Source organism: Candidatus Marimicrobium litorale (genome assembly GCF_026262645.1).
GTDB classification, from domain to species: domain Bacteria; phylum Pseudomonadota; class Gammaproteobacteria; order Pseudomonadales; family Halieaceae; genus Marimicrobium; species Marimicrobium litorale.
Genome location: NZ_SHNO01000001.1, coordinates 2,522,549 through 2,537,669 on the forward strand (window position 1 = coordinate 2,522,549; position 15,121 = coordinate 2,537,669).

Consider the following 15,121-nt stretch of genomic DNA (forward strand, 5'->3'; position numbering starts at 1 on the left):
CGCTGCTCCAAACAGCAGCAGCACCGCCACTGGCGCCGGGGGGAAGGAAGGTCAGGCCGAGTCGACCACGCCCGGATCCCAGGGCACACCGTTAATATGCCCTCCGCCATCGACAAACAGCGTGTTGCCCGTCATGTAACCCGCCATCTGTGAGGCCAGGAATACCGCCACGGGCGCGATGTCCTTTTCCGGATCCCCCATCCTGCCCATGGGCACGGTCTTTTTCAGGTCCTCTGCCATTCCGGGGTTGAAGTCCGCCAACGCCTGATAGGGTGTCGTTGCCGCTCCGGGGCAAATCACGTTGGCAGTAATACCGCAGCGGGCCCACTCCGCAGCAGCGGTCCGGGTATAGGCCCGCAGCGCCTCCTTGGCGCTGTTGTAGTCTGCAGTGTACTTGTGCGCATTCACGCCGTTGAGGGAACAGAGATTAATCACCCGCCCATAACCACCGCGCCGCATGGCCGGGAATACAAGTTGCATAGCCGCTACAGCCGCAAAAAATCCCGCGTTCATGCTGGTGCGCAGACGATCTTCGGCCAGTTCGTGAATGTGTGAGGGGGCGTAGGCCATTGTAGGGTAGGCGTTGTTTACCAGAATATCGATACACCCCTCTCGCTCGAGCACACCCTGCAGTGCAGCACGCACCGAATCTACATCAGTCACGTCCAACGGAACAAACTGTCCCGGCGGTCCCAGGTTGGCCAGTTCTGTCGCGACGCGCTGACCGGATTCCGTATTTTTTTCCGCTACGATGACAGCCGCACCCTGCGTCGCGAAAGCCCGCGCAATGGCCCGACCAATGCCCGCACCTGCTCCGGTGACAACGGCGGTTTTACCCTCGAGTAGAACGCTCACGGTCTTCTTATCACTCTCTTGGTCCTCGAACGACGCCCTTGCATCGGCACTGTTTCCGCGGTTTCGCCGTCACGCACCAGGCCGCCGCCCCCTGCATACATTTCTGCCTCGCCATACGTTTTACCAGTATCATCGCTGATGTTGCGAACTTATGCCTGAACTGACGTTCATATGCAATATACATGTCATACTGTTCATCGAGGCGGACACTTCGCAGATCTCTTCGGAGCACTGTTAAATGCTAGATAGAAGAACTTTCGTCACCGGCATACTGTCAGGATATGGCCTGCTCGCAGCAGGTTCTGCGTCTGCGGGCACACTCTCCGGTACCTCACTTTCGCCAAGCAGCGATTTCAGCCTCACTCTGGCACCAATCCCTGTCAACTTCACCGGGAGGCCAGCCTTCGCCACGGCTATCAACGGCACAGTCCCGGGGCCAACACTCAGCTGGCAAGAGGGTGAAGACGTAACGCTGCGGGTAACCAACCATCTCATAGAGACCAGTTCCATTCACTGGCACGGCATTATCCTGCCGACCACGATGGATGGTGTACCCGGCCTGAGTTTTCCGGGCATTCCACCGGGCGAAACCTTCGAGTACCGATTTACCGTGAACCAGAGTGGCACCTACTGGTATCACAGCCACTCAGGCTACCAGGAACAGACCGGACTCTACGGTGCCATCGTGGTGAATCCCAGAGAGGGTGATCCCGACGGTGCGGATCGGGATCACGTTATCCTGCTGTCCGACTGGACCGACGAGAATCCGGCGGCTATTTACACCCGGCTCAAGAAAATGAGCCACTATTACAACTTCAATGAGCGCACTGCCCCCGACCTCTACCGACAGATTCGCAGCGAGGGGCCGTTAGCAACCTGGCAAGACCGGGCCATGTGGAACGATATGCGCATGAGCGATTCGGATCTTGCCGATGTCACGGGCTACACTTACACCTACCTAATGAACGGGGTATCGCCAGCCTCAGGCTGGACGGGGCTGTGCAAGGCGGGTGAGCGCGTCAAGCTGCGATTCATTAACGGCTCAGCCATGAGCATATTCGATGTGCGCATTCCCGGCCTTAGAATGACTGTTGTCGCTGCGGACGGTCAGGATGTGGAGCCCGTTACGGTTGATGAGTTTAGAATCGGCACGGCCGAAACCTACGATGTCATCGTTACACCTGAATCCGACAGCGCCTATACGCTTTTTGCCCAGAGCCTCGACCGTTCCGGCTTCGCAAGAGGCACCCTGACGACCTCCCCCGAACTGGTGGCGGCATTACCCGCCATGGATCCGGTTCCCATACTTGGTCACGAGGACATGGGGATGGCACATAGCGCGGGTGGACACGCTCATGAACCTGTAATCTCCGCACAGCAGAGGCACCCGCACGCGCATCACCATAGTGCCCTGGCCCCGGCGGGAACAGCAGGCCTGGGCAGCGCAGCGGGCATTGTGCACGCCGCAACAGAGTACGGGCCCCACGTAGACATGCGTACCGAGAATCCGGTCAGTGGCATTGACGACCCGGGTGTGGGCCTGCGGGAGCATGGGCAACGATTGGGACGCGAGGTTCTTCGCTATAGCCAGTTGATCAACCGACATCCTACTGCTGACCCTCGACAACCTGGACGGGAAATCCAACTGCACCTGACCGGCAATATGAATCGCTACATGTGGTCTTTTAACGGAGTGAAGTTCGCCGATGCAGAACCCCTTGAGCTGCAGTACGGCGAGCGTGTGCGCATCCACCTGGTGAATGACACCATGATGGCACACCCTATCCATCTCCACGGCCTGTGGAGTGAACTGGAGACGGGAGAGCCTAGCCGTATTCCACGCAAACACACGGTCTTGGTGCAGCCAGGAAAGACCGTCAGCTATCTGGTCAGTGCCGATGCTCTGGGTCGCTGGGCTTACCATTGTCATCTGCAATACCACATGCTCGGTATGATGCGCGAAGCGCGTGTTTCGTGAAGCCTGCGGCAATCGCAAACGGATACATGGCGATACTGGCTACGATCAGCCCAAACCTCATGGCCATGGGAAATGATGACCCCCTAATGGCCAAAGTAATTATTGAACGGCTGGAGGCAGGCATAGACAATCGTGATATTCCCCAGTGGCTTGAGGTGACAGGCTGGGCTGGATACGACCTCAACAAGCTATGGCTAAAGTCCAGTATCGAACGCACAGACAGCGAAACCGAGTCGGGCGATATCGAATTGCTCTACGGCCGCGCCATAGCACCCTATTGGGATTTTCAGCTAGGCTGGAAGCGCGATTTTCAACCAACGCCAACACGCGATTGGCTCGCTATTGGTTTTCAGGGGCTTGCGCCTTACTTCTTTGAAGTCGATAGCACCCTATACCTGGGCAGCTCCAATCGCAGCGCTCTGGAGATCGAGGTGGAATACGAGCTCATGCTTACCCAGCGATGGGTGCTAAGCCCACGCACTGAAATTCTGCTCAACGGACAAAACGATAACAGAACCGCGACGGGAAGCGGTCTCTCTTCACTGGAGGCAGGGCTGCGACTACGCTATGAAATTCGCCGCGAGTTTGCACCCTACCTTGGCATACATTGGGAGCGCGCTTACGGCAATACCGCAGACCTGAGACAAGAGGAAGGCGAGAAAACTTCCGAGGTGCATATCGTTGTGGGAATCAGGGCCTGGTTCTAAGACGAACCGAGCGTCTCACTGAAAAGGTGCTCCGCTCGCTGCTTCAGACCCTTCGCGCAATTGTTAAACCCCCGCTCTATTTGCTCACCCATGGCTTCCATCATCGCAGGCACAAACTCCCCACTGAATTCGTCGATGCTCCAGTAGCGACAGCTTGAGGCACTAACGGGTGTTATTCGCTGCATGCGGTCAGCGTGAACCGGGTCACCCGGCTTGTTTTCCATGGACCAGACGATGGTATGAAAGGGCTCCAATCGCGTCACATACTCGACCTGCTCCTGCAGACCATTGCCGAGATCCACCTGCATTTCAAGCGCTGAGCCTACAACCGGCTCGCCCTTCATCTTGGGACAAAAGGAGTTCCATAGCTCGTAGTTAGCAAAATCCATCAACACATCCCACACTATTTCCGCCGGTGCGTTGATCACAATTTCTTCACTGGCGACGCTGTTTTCACTAATCATATGTGCCCCCTGAAAAATGCTGTGTATTTGTTGCCCGCAGTAACGCAATCAGTTTGCGAAGCTTACCCCACCATTGACTCGCCATGTCTGACCATTCACCCATTCGCCATCGTCAGATAGCAGGAACGCCACGGCAGCGGCAATATCGCCGGGTGCACCGTGCCGAGGACTGCGAGCGCCCTTGAGCATCCAGTCTTTCATTTGCTGATCCATTGCGGCGTCCAATTGCTCTGTCAGTATAAAGCCGGGGGAGACGGTATTGCACCGTATGCCCTCTTGACCCCACTTACTGGCTACGTGGCGGCAAAGAGAGTTCACGCCCGCCTTGGATGCGGCATAAGCCGGACGTTCCGGTTCTCCCACCACACCCGCATCTGAGGACGTCAACACAATGGCACCGCCCCCCCGTTCCCGCAAATGCGGCAGGGTCGCCCGCAGCAACATGGCCGTACCCACCACGTTAATCTTCAGGGTTCTTTCCCACAGGGCACTGTCGTTGCTGAGAATGTCGCCGTCCACCATCACCGCCTGAATGTCTGCCACGTTAGCAAACACACCGTCGAGCCCGCCGAAATGTGCCATTACCGACTCGACCAATGCAGCAATCGTTGTTTCATCAGACTGATCATACTGCCAGGCAACCACCTCTCCACCCTTAGCGGACAGCTCATCGGCCAATACACGTGCGGTTTCGATATTGAGATCTCCGAGGGCCACTCGCGCCCCCTCCTCGCACAAACGCCGCACCGTGGCAGCACCAATACCCGTTGCCCCACCACAGACCAGAATAATTTTGCCCTGTAAGTTTTTCATGTAAGACTCCCGAGACGCACGACCCAGTGACAGTTTTCAATTGAGCACACCGGCAGAGTATGCAAGTATCCATTGCTGAGTCGTGGATATCCAGCACCCACCAGACACACTTCGGGGAACGCCAGCTTACTGAACCATGTTGACCTTTATCCGCCACCTACTGGGCTCCGCACTCAAAGCATTTTTCGTGCTGGGACTGTTGTTGATACTGTTCGTCGGCTACCGTGTATTCAGTGCGGACCAGGAGGACGACGCTCTTCGCATGGCGAGCAAACAGGATTATCTCGACCGCCTGGCGAGCAAAGCGCGACCAGCCAACACGCCCAATATCGTTTTTTTCCTGTATGACGATCTCGGCTATGGAGACATCGGGGCGGGCGCGGCGGATAATGCACTGCTCGTGACGCCACACATCGACCGTCTGGCCAGCAACGGTGTGTCCCTCACTGATTTCCATTCTCCCTCACCCATTTGCACCCCGTCCCGCGCCGCCTATCTCACCGGACGTCTTGCTCCCAGAGCAGGTTTACCCAACGTGGTCTTCCCCTCTGGCAGTCTGAAGGGCTTATTGTTCAATACGCTGGCCGCCCCAGAACTCAATATTCGCCTACCCGCAGAAGAAATCACTCTGGCCGATATTCTTGCAGCGTCTGGTTTCACCACCGCCATGGTGGGAAAATGGCACCTGGGCGACCACAGCCCTTCTTTGCCAAATGACATGGGGTTCGAATTCTTTTACGGCGCCCTGTACAGTAACGACATGCAACCTTTCGCGCTCTACCGCGATCGCGAGGTTGTTGTGCCCGCGCCAGTAGATCAACGTTTACTTACCGAACTCTACACAAGGGAGGCCAAACGTTTCATTGAAAAAGAGGCCGGCAATAAGCCCTTTTTTCTTTACTTCGCGCACAACTTCCCGCATGACCCGCTGCATGTAAGAGACACACGCAGGGGCCAGTCTGATGGCGGGCTTTACGGAGATGTATTGTCAGAAATTGACGACAGTGTGGGGGTTATCATTGATACCCTGAAGCAACAGAATGCACTGGATAATACCCTCATCATTATCACGTCCGACAACGGCCCCTGGTTTTTGGGGGATGCGGGCAACCAGCGTGGACGCAAGGGCAACACGTTCGAAGGGGGCATGCGGGTTCCTTTTATCGCCCATTGGCCCAAGGCGATAGCGGGCGGGCGATCGGAGACCGCCATGGCAATGGGTACAGACCTCGTTCCCACGGTGCTGGAGTTGCTGCGGTTGCCCTTCCCCAACGACCGCCAGCTCGACGGCCGCAGCATCCTTGGCACATTGTTGAACGGCGAACCCACTCCCCACGATTACCTTTACTACTACGACGGCGAGACACTGTTCGCCGTGCGCGACCAGCGCTTCAAGTATCGCGGGGCTGCCGGTGTGTTTTACAGCACCGATCAGATGCCTGTTGGAGGTCCAATACCACAAAAAGAATGGCTGTTCGACCTGAGGGGAGACCCCAGGGAGTCCTATGACACTTCAGACCGCCACCCACGCGATCTCGAGCGACTGCGCGGCGCCTTTCTGGCCAAGCAGCACGACATGCGCGATAACCCCCGCGGTTGGCAGTAACTTAGACACCGCGCTTAGCGTGCGATGACAGCACGAAGTGACGGCTGATATGCCGCAAGGAGTGAACCGATTTATGCAATGGTGGCGATTCCTGCATCCCTCAGCACTGGTTTTCACGCTCAAAACATCCTCACAGGCTCTTATAGATAAAGCGAGACAGGCACCACCGCGCACCGTACAGGCAACGCGTTTTGTCGCAGAGCATGCCCGCAGTGGAGACCCACTGAGTGTTCTTCAAACCCTGGACCGCTTTGCGCGAGAAGAGCGCTGGCTAATGAGCGTGGGGCCCGACAAGGGGCCACTCATCGCAGAACTGGCAGAGCGCGTGCCGCCGGATGCCAGAGTGCTGGAGTTGGGCAGCTACTGCGGTTATTCCGCTGTGATGATGGCCAGCACGCTGGGCCCACAGGCAAATATCATCTCGGTAGATATCGACGCCACCGCGATAGAGTGTGCGCGCCAAAATGTTGAAATGGCCGGGCTTTCCAGCCAGGTTACGTTTATACAGGGGCCATCATCACGGATTGTTTCGACGTTGACAGGGCATTTCGATCTGGTCTTTCTGGATCACTGGAAAGACCTTTACAAAGACGACCTGCAGACTATTGAGGAACGGGGACTGATCGGTTCTGGAAGTATCGTCGTTGCGGACAATGTCGGCGAAATTTTCGCTCCGCAAAAATTTCTCGAATATGTTCGCAATTGCGGCCTTTACGACTGCGAGCATCGCCGCGCAACCATTGAATATACTCAGGTTCCCGACGCGGTAGAGATTGCTGTTTACCGATCGGCGCCGGTCGAGAGCAAATCTCAGGCCGCGCCCAACGATACCTCTCCAGCAGCGTAAGCCTCGGTGTATTTGCGGAATTTTCGGAACATTATTTTATTGGCTAGCCGGATAGCCGGACGAGTGAACGGCATCAGGCGGCGAGAGAGTCCGTTCACCTCCATCGCCATGTACCACTCCACCCGACAACTGCCATTACCCAGATCAGTCACGCGGTAGTCTTCGAGGAAACTCCGCGTCGCATCTTTGCTGCAGCCCAGGAAGGTAAACGCCATACGCTTGCCCCGCTCCCACTTGACGAATTCCTCATAGCCAATCATATCACCCATCATGTGGACGCTGCGCGTGGTGCCCACGCCATAGGGCTGCGGAGACGTCCACTCAACTTTTTCAATGGGTAAAGCCCACTCTGTCCACGCGTTGGCGTCCTCGAACACATCAAAAATCTGTTCCGGGCTTGCCGCAACGATCTCTATGGCCACAAATACGTTCCTCGTCTGCTCGAGAAACTCCACACCCACTTTTTGGCACTTGTAATAGTCGCCCAAAATTGTCCCCGTAAAATTATGAACTCGCTATAAGGGACCGCACTGTACACTACCCAGACACCGGTTAACCAGCGCAGGGTAAGACGCCTCACGCCGACGTAACTCCCACGGCCATGGGCACCGCCACCTGCACGACTAGCGTGAACCAATGCATTTAACGCTGCAGGCGGCCCTAGCAATGCGGCACACTGCTTTTTGGTTCTGCAAAATACCCTAGCTGATGGATTCGCCGGCAGCGACGACCCTATAATCAAAGCTGCCGCGGTAAATGAAGAGGACTGATAAGTCGTAAGTTTGCTATACGCTTAGCGTACGAACTCGCTCCTCGTAACGATTGATCGCCTCTGCGTTAACCTGCTCATCGTAGGGCTTCAAGCCACTGAGCAGCATGCACTTTTTACCGCGTCCGACAACCTCTCCGTTTGATACCAGGTGAAAAGCCAGGTCTACGCTACCCCGTTTGCCATTGATCTCCACGCGGTGCCTGTCGCTCTCCAGTAACGCCCCGCTTATATCGAGGGTGTCGAGGTCGATCACCATACTCTGGTACATCACGATAGGACGGTCCGGATTAATCATAACCCCCTGATCCGCCAGCAGCGGCACCAGTAGGCGAGGAAACGTCTGGCCAGAAAACTCTACGTAACTCTGCGTGATGCTTTTAACAAGCGCCTCGTCCTCGCGAGATTCCCCCGAAATGTTTACCTGCAAGTATTCTCGCCCGCCCTCGTCTAACAACCGCATGCCGGGTGCCGGCTCTGGTAGGATTAGCTCAACGCCCTCAACTACCATGCCAGAGAATATAAACTCCATGTGCTGGCTCACGCCATAGCGGGCCAATATCACGGCAAAAAGTAAGTCTCCGGGGATACAGAAGCGTTTCGCATCCACGTCGTGGATCGGGTTGAAGTCATTGGCCATATTCTTGGCGAATTCACTGCCCTGCTCGCGAGTGAAGCTGATTCGCCCGTTTGTCTTGTTACAGTAATCATCGATAATCATGGCTATTCAGCTTTACCTCGACGTGCATTAGCAGACCGTATTTTAACAGCATTTCATCACACGAGGTCAGCACCCTGCAGGTGTGAGACTAGTGGCGCGAAGGGACACGGTGCGCTCGGTGGCTGCACCCTGTGAATCCAGTTCCATAAGGTTTACGGCAGGCGCGCTTCCGTCACCCATCCAGCACAGCGCCATGCGATAGTTCTCCAGCGGATCGAGTAAAAAATAGGTGGCCGTATCCGCGCTATCATCGGTGAAGCGGGCTATATGCCCGGGCCCATTCTCGCACACACTGAAGTCGAATCCGTAGGCTTTCAACCCAGGTGCAAGCGCCTCACCACGGGCTTTCACGGCGCATTCTTTGAGGGTCCAGTAGTCGAAAAAACGTTGTTCTCGCAATTGATCGGAACACGTCTCCAGCAGCGCCAGCTCTTCCGAACGAAAGTATCGGCGCGCCACCTTTAGCGACGCACGACGAGGATCACAATACTCAAGATCGACCCCCACCGGCACCGCGCGACTGACTGCGCAAACCAACCAGTCACCACTGTGGCTGAGATTAAACTCGATAGACCGTGCGCCTCCCGCCAGCGCGGGCTTGCCATGCTCACCCTCATCAAAACGCAACTCGGCTGCCGGCGCTCCGACGTAGCTGGAAAGAACCGCTCGCTTGAAGGCATCGGAGCTTGCAACGCTGTCGTTACGGGCGAGCCACAGGTGAATGCAATTCGCCTCCAGAGCAACACTTTCGAGACTGTCTATCACCCTCAAGTGATCAGAAACGCTGGATAGTTTTGCCAATGATCCGGTCACGTACCTTCCAGAACAGGCTGTCAGGATTGATCACCACAATAAAGACCTTGCGCAGCTTATCATCGGGGCAGGCTATCGGCCGCACGGCATGCCAGGAGTGATCAGTGCGCAGCATAAGGGCACTTGCATTGCCGATAGACTCGAACTCGATGATTTCGTCAAAGTCTTCGAGAGCGGGTGCGGTGTTGTAATCCAGTTGGCCGCCATCATCAAGGGCCAGGGTCGCGCCGCCCCAAGCCGGATTCCAACTCTCCTTCGAATTGAAGTAGAACAGATGCGAGCCGTGTTCCCGGCGGGCGTCACAATGCGGCGAAACATCGGCGCCGCTGGGGGTGTAATGCCAATGAAAACGAAACTCTACCTTGCGCGCGCCAAGCAATCGCTGAATCTCACCCCGATACGCGTCTGAGCACAGCTCACCGATGAAGTCCTGCCACGGCTTTGGCACCGGCATACCTGGCGTGTACTCCAGTGAGTGACGATCGTGTGGCGCCTGTCCCGCTCGACGGCTTTTGCCTATAATCGCATCGAACATTTCCAGTGGCGGCATGTTATCCAGTAACGCCTGGAATCCATCATGGTACAACAGCGGTTGGTTCAAATAGGGAAAGGGCGTTACTGACATAAACTCATCGGTAGGCAGCGCCCGCAGCTGTTCAATGTCGAGATATTTCATGCTGCTCGGGTTTCCAGTTTAGGTGTTCGCGCCAGTACCTCAAAAGCATCGTGGCGCACGTGATTCCTGTCGATTTCATCGCGCACCAGTGCCTCGGTTACATGACCTACCTCGAGGCACTCTTTCAAAAGTCCGAAGAAAAACGACTCCTGCTGTTGGTCCGGGTGCTGTTTGTAGCGACCCAACAGCCCATACTCGCCGAAGACCCGGGCCCGCAATCGGTTGGCTGACGCCAACACAGGCTTGTTCTTGAACTTGTCAGCCGGTGTGTAATCAACAGGCAGACCTGTTTTCCAGGGTTGGGTTTTTCGCTTGGTATTATGCAACAGGCGAGTATTGGCATCGAGGTGGTCAAAGTCGTTCCAGTAATCTTCGAGGAAGCCAATATTCTCAGGATTTTCATGAGCCAGGACCATCCACTCCTTGTAGTCTTGCTCTCTGCGAAACAGCGCATCGAATTCTGCCTCCGCGTCCCAGTGTCTAAGCTTGGCACACTCCATGAGCATGACGCTGGTCGCCACCTGATCGGCTTTGTCAGCCTTCGCAGAGCGACGGCGACCCATAACAGCAGCACTGCCCATGTCTCGCTCAAAAAGTTCGAAAATATCCCCGACCGCAAAGATATCCGGATCGGTAAGCACCGCCCTGCCCTGCCAGCTCATCAATTTCGGTGGTAAAAAACGCAGCGGAGTGAATGACTGAAGATCATCCATCTGCCAGACGCGCGTGGTGCCACCGCGCAGGAAGGTCTGACCCTCCTTGGCTGCAAGATAAGGGTGGTTTTTTGTATGTATAAATTGCACATCGAACTCGTCGGCGTGAGCAGAGTTGCGACGGAACGAATACTCTGCCACCAGTGCGCCCAGCCACTGCCGCTCGTTGGTATGGATAAATACGCAGCGGTCTTTCACCCCGCCTCCGAGGCTTCTGAGGTGGTGTAACCGAATGCTGGCAACATGCGCGAATCTACCAGAGCAACCAGCTCAGCCACTTGATTGTCATCAAAATAATCGCGATATCCCCCGACCTTGGCCTTCCGCACTTTATAGGTGTTGGGGTCATTAACATCCTTCGCCTGAACGCGGCTGCCGCTGCGCCAGAAGTAGTTCTCCCGCTCTTTTTTGCGCAGGTTCTCCACCGAGGCAAACTCTGCTGTATCTGCCAGATACTCGGGGATCGCCTCGAGATTAAGGAATTCTACGATACGCTCCATTTCCTGTTCCGGGTTGGCGCGCAAATCTTCGTAGCGCACCACGAGCAGTTCCTTGATATGGGGCAATTCCCGGGCCCAGTTATTCATGAAGTCTATAATGTGGTTAAGACCCTGACCCTCATGTTTCACGAAATCATAAACTGACACCTCCGCATCGTGGGGCGGGTAATTGTTCATGGCTTTCTTTTCGGGTCGCATACGAAACTTCCACTGGTGAAACTGGGAAACCGCCACGTCAATCGGGTTGCGTACCAGCAATACCGTCTTTTTATCGTAGAAATCCTTCTTGGAATCGACATTCCCGGTGTATCTGCGCAGGTAATTGTCGTGAGTGAAAAAGATCTTCGGGATGCTACTGTTGAGGCGCGTGTAGTTGTCAAATCCCATGAGAATATTATCGGGCAGCTTGTACACCAACTGGTAATAGCGGGAAATCATCACCCGCACCCAGGTACGGCCGCTCTTACCATAGGACGCAAAGACGTACTGGCAGCGGTTATACTTCCAGAATTCCTCCTTACCACGACGCCATCGCTGCAGATCGTGTGCCTTTTCCTCCGGTAAAAATACCGAAATCGCGCGTACCAACCACTTGATCAGTCGCTTGATAATCATATGCATGAGTATTTTCCCTTGATCAGGGCAGATCAAGCGGCGAAGGTTATCGGATGATTGGGTTATTCTCAAGATTCCGTGGTATTTTTAACGCCTTTCCACCTTTCCTCAACTGTATGATTTTCTTGGGATTTGGAGATGCGCGCCAGCAGGGTAATCGGCTGGGAGCGCGAGGCAGCAACACAGCGGTGCGGGTTTTAACTACAATGAGCCCCCTGTCTAGACGGTGCAGGTAGATGAACACATTGAAGCAACTGATCGTTATTATCACCGCTCTCGCCTCACTGCAGGCCGTGTCGGGCATGGCTGCCAGCGGGGACACCGCAACGCTGCCCTCGTGGCAGGTGCTGGAATTTGAGGAAAAAGCGTTCTGGGCCACGGCTCATTCCCGCATAGAATTGCTGCCCGATGAGGAAGACACTGAATTCTGGCTGCTGGATATCACCAGCTCCGTCGTGGGAAACTCGGAGACTGTAGCGGTAGTTTTTGAACCCGAAACAGGCCAGGTGCTCTCTCGGTCCCGGCTGAGCAAGGGCAAGGGGCACCGCTTGAAACGCTACGAGTATGAAGAAAACGCCGTGGTGCGCGAGCGTCGCAATGGCAGCGATTACCCGGAGATGGCGCCAGCGGACTGGCCCGTCTCCTCGCGGAAAAACGTGGCGTTACCCGCCACTTCGAAGGATAACGTGATCACCAGCCCCTACCCATTGCTGGTTCTCGCCCAACGATTACTGACCAGCGACGAAAACAAGGCCATAGAAGTACTGGTGCATACAGATCTCAATATCTACCGCGTACGTCTCAGCAGCGGCAACGGTATACCCCTGGATGTCGACTATCTGCAGGGTGAGGAACGCGTGCAGGGCAGGCGCGAGACACGAGCCGTCGCCCTCCAGGCCAGCCCGGAAGGCGTGCTCAACGACGATGGAGATTTCAATCTGTTGGGCCTGGAGAGCAACATACTGCTGTTTTTTGACAAGGCCTCGCTCCTACCCCTTCAGGTGACGGGTAAAGCCCCCAGAATCGGCGACACCAGCATCAAGCTCAAATCAGTCATCCTGCGGCAACCACCCGCGTGAGGTCAGCGCCCGGCACGGTGGGCCTGATCAGCAATCCATCCAGCGGCCACAACCGCGGTCAGTTCGAACATATTTGTAAGCAAATCGCACAACACCCGTTGATCCATCACCGCATCACCCGAAGCTCCGCTGACATCCTGAATGTGCTCGAGGAATTTGCCGCACTCGATTTAAAGATACTGGCCATCAACGGTGGGGACGGCACTGTATCGGCGATATTGGGCGAGCTGCTTGAAAAACGACCATTGCCAGCACTGCCCCAAATCGCCCTGCTACCCGGGGGTACCGCCAATATGAACGCGGGGGATATCGGCGTGAGAGGTTCTCTCCGCAAGGCCGTCGATCGTTTTTGCCAATGGTCTACTACACAGGGCGCCGGCGGCGATATTGCAAAGCGCGCCCTGATGAGAGTCGTGATAGAGGATTCTGCTGCACCCCGCTACGGCATGTTTCTTGGCGGGGGTGCGGTCATTCACGGCACAGAATACGCTCACCGGGAAATCCACTCCCGCGGCTTGCGCGACGATTTCAGCCTCGCACTGGGTACATTGCGAACGGTATGGGGGGTATTGCGAGACGATCCGGCTTTTAACCGACATATCACCACCACGCTAACGCTGGACGACGGTGTCCCGGCAACACACGACTCGCTCATACTGACCTTGAGCACCTTGCACCGCCTCGCATTCGGTATGCAACCCTTCTGGAGTGACGAACCGGGCTCCATCAGGCTGACCCTCATGGAACAGGGCTGTACGCGCTTTGCGCGCACGTTCCTTTCGATTGTTCGCGGACGACCCAATAGCAATGCAGTGCCCGCATCCGGATACCACAGCCATAATGCCGACCGGATTACACTGCAGATGTCTGGCAACCTCAACCTCGACGGTGAGCTGCTGGACGTGGATGGCCAGATTGCTATTACAGCCAGCCCCGAGCTGGAGTTCCTTCGCCTGTGAATGCCTATCCGGAGGTTTCCGGACCGGACCCTGACCGCGATCCCAATCTATCCGCCCTGCTGTCGCAACTGCAGACGCGGCTGAACGGTGCGGTATGCTGCACCTTGGTCTACGGCTCCTGCCTGCGCAGTGGCGATATCTATGACGGGCTGCTGGACCTGTACCTTGTCTGCGACGACTACCGTTCGGCCTACAGCAGCGCTCGACTCGCTGCCGCTAACTGGCTGCTGCCACCCAACGTTTTTTACGCCGAACAAAAATCCAACACGGGCGCTGGCAGCGATCTGACACTGCGCAGCAAAGTCACGGTCATTTCCCTGCGGGACTTCGAGCGCGGCTGTTCTCCCGCTTGGTTCGAATCGTATATCTGGGGCCGATTCGCACAACCCACTCACATACTGTACGCCCGCGACGAGTACACGCGAGCAAGAATGGAGGCGGCTCTCACCCAGGCCGCACTCACGCTATTAGGTAATGCGCTGCCCGCACTGCCGCCGCAAGGACGCCTCGAAGATTTGTGGGTGCAAGCTCTGGGAATGAGTTACAACACCGAATTGCGCACCGAGCGCAGCGGCCGGGCGCGTGAACTGGTCCTCGACGCGGCCGATTTCTATGCCGCTTTGACTCGCCATCACGCTCCGCAATTGAGCCCGTCTTTTGCACTGCAGGGGCAGGGCTCACAGCTCACCTATCGCAGCAGTATCAGTCCCACCACGCGACGCTGGGTGGCATTGGCGTGGGCAGTGCGCCGTGCTCAGGGCAAATTCCTGTCTGTCATGCGATTGGTGAAGGGGCTGTTCACCTTCGATGGGGGCCTGGATTATATCGCCTGGAAACTTGAGCGGCATTCCGGGGAAAAAATTATCATTCCGGATAGGGTAAGGCGCGCACCGCTACTGCACCTGTGGGGGTTTTTCTGGGGGCTGTACCGCCGCGGCATATTTAAATAAAAGGCGCGTCAAGAGAGGCCTAAAAGTCCCAACAGAGTACATTTATATAGCTGTTT

At 56.0% G+C, this 15,121-nt stretch carries 16 protein-coding genes; 7 read left to right on the top strand and 9 right to left on the bottom strand.

The window, feature by feature from the left end; all coding sequences use genetic code 11:
• Positions 1–51: 51 nt before the first annotated feature.
• Positions 52–855, bottom strand: a complete 804-nt coding sequence (locus tag EYC82_RS11305; RefSeq protein WP_279249638.1) for an SDR family NAD(P)-dependent oxidoreductase — start codon at positions 853–855, stop codon at positions 52–54.
• A gap of 238 nt (positions 856–1,093) precedes the next feature.
• On the opposite strand from EYC82_RS11305, the gene EYC82_RS11310 reads away from it, so the two are divergent.
• Both EYC82_RS11310 and EYC82_RS11315 read left to right on the top strand, forming a co-directional pair.
• Entirely contained in the window at positions 1,094–2,833 is a 1,740-nt protein-coding gene (locus tag EYC82_RS11310) for a copper resistance system multicopper oxidase (RefSeq protein ID WP_279249639.1), read from the top strand.
• Positions 2,830–3,540, top strand: coding sequence for a copper resistance protein B (locus tag EYC82_RS11315; protein ID WP_279249640.1), 711 nt, complete (start codon positions 2,830–2,832; stop codon positions 3,538–3,540). Before EYC82_RS11310 ends, EYC82_RS11315 begins: the two co-directional genes overlap by 4 nt.
• Here the strand turns inward: EYC82_RS11315 and EYC82_RS11320 are convergent.
• Both EYC82_RS11320 and EYC82_RS11325 read right to left on the bottom strand, forming a co-directional pair.
• Positions 3,537–4,004 carry an SRPBCC domain-containing protein gene (locus EYC82_RS11320; RefSeq protein ID WP_279249641.1) on the bottom strand — a complete coding sequence of 156 codons (468 nt, stop codon included), beginning with the start codon at positions 4,002–4,004 and terminating at the stop codon, positions 3,537–3,539. The two genes, EYC82_RS11315 and EYC82_RS11320, sit on opposite strands and share 4 nt — an antisense overlap.
• A 48-nt stretch (positions 4,005–4,052) precedes the next feature.
• Complete coding sequence (locus EYC82_RS11325; RefSeq protein ID WP_279249642.1) at positions 4,053–4,817, bottom strand: SDR family NAD(P)-dependent oxidoreductase; 765 nt, start codon at positions 4,815–4,817, stop codon at positions 4,053–4,055.
• A gap of 136 nt (positions 4,818–4,953) precedes the next feature.
• On the opposite strand from EYC82_RS11325, the gene EYC82_RS11330 reads away from it, so the two are divergent.
• Together EYC82_RS11330 and EYC82_RS11335 are read left to right on the top strand one after the other, a co-directional pair.
• Positions 4,954–6,423, top strand: a complete 1,470-nt coding sequence (locus tag EYC82_RS11330) for a sulfatase family protein (RefSeq protein WP_279249643.1) — start codon at positions 4,954–4,956, stop codon at positions 6,421–6,423.
• Positions 6,424–6,496: 73 nt separating this feature from the next.
• Entirely contained in the window at positions 6,497–7,270 is a 774-nt protein-coding gene (locus EYC82_RS11335) for an O-methyltransferase (RefSeq protein WP_279249644.1), read from the top strand.
• On the opposite strand, the gene EYC82_RS11340 is transcribed toward EYC82_RS11335, so the two are convergent.
• From EYC82_RS11340 to EYC82_RS11365, 6 genes are all read right to left on the bottom strand, one after another.
• Entirely contained in the window at positions 7,234–7,758 is a 525-nt protein-coding gene (locus tag EYC82_RS11340; protein ID WP_279249645.1) for an SRPBCC family protein, read from the bottom strand. The genes EYC82_RS11335 and EYC82_RS11340 overlap by 37 nt on opposite strands.
• A gap of 297 nt (positions 7,759–8,055) precedes the next feature.
• On the bottom strand, positions 8,056–8,760 hold the full coding sequence (locus EYC82_RS11345; RefSeq protein ID WP_279249646.1) for a DUF3581 family protein: 705 nt from the start codon (positions 8,758–8,760) through the stop codon (positions 8,056–8,058).
• Between the two features lie 66 nt (positions 8,761–8,826).
• Positions 8,827–9,573 carry a 4'-phosphopantetheinyl transferase family protein gene (locus EYC82_RS11350; RefSeq protein WP_279249647.1) on the bottom strand — a complete coding sequence of 249 codons (747 nt, stop codon included), beginning with the start codon at positions 9,571–9,573 and terminating at the stop codon, positions 8,827–8,829.
• Positions 9,536–10,249, bottom strand: a complete 714-nt coding sequence (locus tag EYC82_RS11355) for a 2OG-Fe(II) oxygenase (protein ID WP_279249648.1) — start codon at positions 10,247–10,249, stop codon at positions 9,536–9,538. The genes EYC82_RS11350 and EYC82_RS11355 overlap by 38 nt, the downstream gene beginning before the upstream one ends.
• Positions 10,246–11,160 carry a hypothetical protein gene (locus tag EYC82_RS11360; protein ID WP_279249649.1) on the bottom strand — a complete coding sequence of 305 codons (915 nt, stop codon included), beginning with the start codon at positions 11,158–11,160 and terminating at the stop codon, positions 10,246–10,248. The genes EYC82_RS11355 and EYC82_RS11360 overlap by 4 nt, the downstream gene beginning before the upstream one ends.
• Positions 11,157–12,083 carry a sulfotransferase domain-containing protein gene (locus EYC82_RS11365; protein WP_279249650.1) on the bottom strand — a complete coding sequence of 309 codons (927 nt, stop codon included), beginning with the start codon at positions 12,081–12,083 and terminating at the stop codon, positions 11,157–11,159. The genes EYC82_RS11360 and EYC82_RS11365 overlap by 4 nt, the downstream gene beginning before the upstream one ends.
• A gap of 230 nt (positions 12,084–12,313) precedes the next feature.
• Here EYC82_RS11365 and EYC82_RS11370 point away from each other — a divergent pair, with 230 nt between their 5' ends.
• The 3 genes from EYC82_RS11370 to EYC82_RS11380 are packed head-to-tail and all read left to right on the top strand — an operon-like array spanning position 12,314 to position 15,065.
• The gene (locus EYC82_RS11370) at positions 12,314–13,156 is read left to right on the top strand and encodes a hypothetical protein (protein ID WP_279249651.1); all 843 of its coding nucleotides are present in this window, start codon (positions 12,314–12,316) and stop codon (positions 13,154–13,156) included.
• Complete coding sequence (locus EYC82_RS11375; RefSeq protein ID WP_279249652.1) at positions 13,153–14,115, top strand: diacylglycerol/lipid kinase family protein; 963 nt, start codon at positions 13,153–13,155, stop codon at positions 14,113–14,115. The genes EYC82_RS11370 and EYC82_RS11375 overlap by 4 nt, the downstream gene beginning before the upstream one ends.
• Entirely contained in the window at positions 14,112–15,065 is a 954-nt protein-coding gene (locus tag EYC82_RS11380) for a hypothetical protein (RefSeq protein WP_279249653.1), read from the top strand. Before EYC82_RS11375 ends, EYC82_RS11380 begins: the two co-directional genes overlap by 4 nt.
• The last annotated feature ends 56 nt before the right edge of the window (positions 15,066–15,121 follow it).